We start from the raw sequence: 3,580 nt of genomic DNA on the forward strand, positions 1-3,580 counted from the left end.
GATAACGTTAGTTCAACTATAGATTTAAAACGCTATGATCGCTAAGATAACTTTAATCCTGCTTAGCTTTCCGTTCGCAAAGGCACTGCGTTAAAAGCATTAAAGACTTCCCTTACCTTAACTCCATTATGCTATTGATTCCTTCTCTTCATGTCTGTCTTCCTGCGACTCGTTCTCTGCTTTACCGGCTTTCCAGTAAGAAAAAGCGTAGAGTTCTTTTGAGGTCCAGTTCTTTTCTTTTCTAAGATAAGTGCGTATTTCTTTAACATTAGAGAATTCACAAGCTACATAGCCAAATTTTGATGTTTCAGGAATCTCTATACTCTTTACCACATCAGCAATTTCACTGCTGACCTGAGGCTGGGAATTATGAAGCCATCTAAACTCAATATCTGCTTTAGTTTCTAAGATCTGCTCATCTTCTTTTCCGTGAACTTCGATAATACAGATTCCTTTTGCTGGTTCCGGAAGGGTTTCTAAAATAGCACTTAATACAGGAATTGCCGTAGCATCACCTGCCAATAAATACCATTCTGCTTCAGGATACAGCTCTTTTTCACCAAGACGCATCATTACTCCAAGCTTTGAACCTGCTTTTGCTTCTCTTACCCATTTTGAGGCCGGACCTCCGTCTCCATGATCTACAAAATCAATAAAGATTTCATTCTTTTCCAGATCAATTCCCCTATGCGTATATGTCCTGATGGATGGAGCCACTTCTTTTGGTGGATACACCCATTCATCATTTTCTATAGTTGGGAAATGCACTTCGTTTAATCCAACCGGAGGAATGGCAATTTTATTATTGTCTCCTATCGTGGTATTTTTAAACAAATGAACTTCGGGAGAATACAGATACACTCTGATAAAATGATTGGTAATGTATTCTTTTCTGGTAACTTCGGCAATGAACTGCCATGTTGAAATTTGAGCCATAACTGAATTTATTTTTTAAGTTAAAATCCGGCTTCCGATCAATATCAGAAACCGGATTTATAGAAAGTATTTGATTCAGACTAAGGCATAATACCTTAATCTTATTTTTTTAAAATTCAAAAGTATAAGACAGGTTGAATGTTCTGCCTCTTCCTTTATAATTAAACAAGTCCGGAATTCCGTAGCTTGAGTATAAAACCTGGGAACGCTTGCTCCAGATGGTCTGGTAATCCGTATTGAACAGGTTCTGAATTCCAAGATTGAACTTCCCAAACTGGAATCGGTAGCCTATCATAAGGTCTGATGTATTGTATCCTTCCACTACATTATTAAGCTCATCCTTCTGCTTGAAATTCTGTAAAGACTGGAACCTGAACGACCAGTTTTTCACGTTATATCCAATGTATGTTACTAATTTTGATGGAGAAGCATTGTAAATTTCCTGTTTCTGCCATTCGCCCTTATTGTCTACTTCAGATTTGATCAATAATCCACTTGCTCCGAAATACACTCCGTTGTTCATAGAATAAGAAATCTCAGCTTCGATTCCCATATTTCTTAATTTCAGGTCATTAACAAGAATCTGGAATGTATTTTTATCTACAGCTACAGTTTTGTCAGAATTACTTAAGAATCCGGCAACCTGTGCTCTCAACCCACCTTTATTAATACGGTATCCTACTTCAAACTGATTGGTTTTGATGGCCTGTAAAGGCTGCTCTTTGACATTGATACTGGAAACTACATCCCAATGGGTTCCGTTCAGTTTATAGGTTCCTATTCCATAATATTTAGCAGGATCTGCTAAGCTTGCACCTTGGGAGAATGTTCCCCATACCTGGTGCTGCTCACTGATTTTATACAGTAATCCGGCATTGGCTAATGTGACATTATATGAGCTTTCTCCTCCCGGAATGGCTGAAGCGGAGGCTCCATATCCCATAGCAATCTGTGTCTGTTGTACAGAGCCTACAAAATCATCCATTTTTACGTTGATGTGCTGGTAACGTACTCCTGCATTAAGCTGTAACTTTGGAATAATGTTATATTTTGCCTGAACATATCCTGCATAACTTTGAGAATGGTTAGTAGGATATCTTCCTAACCTGTATTGAGTCTGGTTAATTAATCCGCCACTGGACATTGTTTTAGTAATATCATATACCGATTGTGTTCCTTCAAACTTTTCAAAATCTATATCAGCTCCATAAGTAACATTCAATCCCTTCCATGATTTTGACAATAAAGCTTTAATTCCAGAATAATAAGTATCCTGCTGTGAAGAAGACATATAAGCCATACTCGTTTTGTCCAGCTTTACATTTCCGGGGAAAGGATAAAATCCTAGTTTTTCTCCTCTCGTGGCAAGCTGAATATAAAGATCCTGCCCACCCAGAATATTATTTCCATTGTAGGCTACTGTTGCCATATAGCGCTCTGTACCTACATTTTTATCGGAAGAAAACCCATCTCTCATCTCCAGTAGACTTCCGTCTTTCTTGGTAAATGCGCTTAGGTTTTGTCCTAAATATAAACTTCTGTCACCATTGAATTTTGAGTTATAATATTGAACAGAAGCTGTTATTTTATGCTTGTTGTTAAATTGATATCCTCCGGTTGCAAGGACATCAATAGATTGGTTATACTGAAGATCGGTTTGGGTAATATCTGTAAAAAGCTGTTTCTGATCAGCTCCATATACTCCACCATTCTGCTGATAAGCAATTCCCAGTCTCCCGAAGAACTTTTCTCCTTTTCCTGCAATAGATTGTGCTGCACGGAAATCATGGTCATCTTTTCCCATAAATCCTGTACGTACACCCAGTTCAGTTTCTCCGCTGATTCCTTTTTTGGATGGTATTTTTGTAATAATATTAATGATACCACCGGTTGCATTTCCACCGTAGACAGAGCTGGCTCCGGAAAGCACCTCGATTCTTTCAATATTAAACGGATCAATGGCATCCAGCTGACGGCTGATGGCACGGATACTGTTCAAAGAAACTCCGTCAATCATTACCAGGGCAGAACGTCCTCTCATATTCTGTCCGTAGTTTGTTCTTCCTTGCGGACCAATATCCATACTTGGAATTAAAATGGATAACATTTCCTTAATCGGAACCCCGCTTTTGGCCTGTTCCTGAATTTTTTCTTTCTGAACAACCCAAACGGTACCGGGAATCTCAGATATTTTGGTAGGTTTTCTGGATGCTACGATGACAACATCTTCTATACCTTTAGAGGCTACAGAATCTCTAACAGTTTGGGAAAATAGTAATCCCGATGCCAATAGACCTATGAATGCGTACTGCTTTTTCATTCCTTCAAATCAAAGTTTTATAATCCGGCAAAGGTAATTCTTATTTAGAAACAATAAAAATAAGAAAAGATGAAATTTTTCACTTTTTTGATGTAAAGGCTGGAAGATGGAAGCTGGGGACAGGAAGTTATTTATGTCATCAGTATAGCTATAACTACTTTTCAATAATTTTCTTACACTGAGCAACAGTCTTTAACCGTTTATCATAACTTCCCGCTTCCTGCCTTATAAAACTTAAGTTCAATATGCAGTATTCCATCTATAAAAATTGAGATATAGATGGTAACCGCCTATCATAACTCCCCTCTTCCAGCCTCCCGCTTC

2 protein-coding genes are annotated in these 3,580 nt (G+C 38.2%); both read right to left on the minus strand.

What is annotated here, in order from left to right; genetic code table 11:
• Positions 1 to 126: 126 nt before the first annotated feature.
• On the minus strand, positions 127 to 936 hold the full coding sequence (locus WH267_RS24995; protein ID WP_340011706.1) for a siderophore-interacting protein: 810 nt from the start codon (positions 934 to 936) through the stop codon (positions 127 to 129).
• Between the two features lie 109 nt (positions 937 to 1,045).
• Positions 1,046 to 3,256, minus strand: coding sequence for a TonB-dependent receptor (locus tag WH267_RS25000; RefSeq protein ID WP_340011707.1), 2,211 nt, complete (start codon positions 3,254 to 3,256; stop codon positions 1,046 to 1,048).
• Between the last annotated feature and the right edge of the window lie 324 nt (positions 3,257 to 3,580).

It is taken from the genome of Chryseobacterium sp. MYb328 (assembly GCF_037572595.1).
Lineage (GTDB): Bacteria > Bacteroidota > Bacteroidia > Flavobacteriales > Weeksellaceae > Chryseobacterium > Chryseobacterium pennae.

Coding starts and splice junctions, on each gene's coding strand:
- WH267_RS24995 (WP_340011706.1), bottom strand. CDS start 936: ATGGCTCAAATTTCAACATGGCAGTTCATTGCCGAAGTTACCAGAAAA.
- WH267_RS25000 (WP_340011707.1), bottom strand. CDS start 3,256: ATGAAAAAGCAGTACGCATTCATAGGTCTATTGGCATCGGGATTACTA.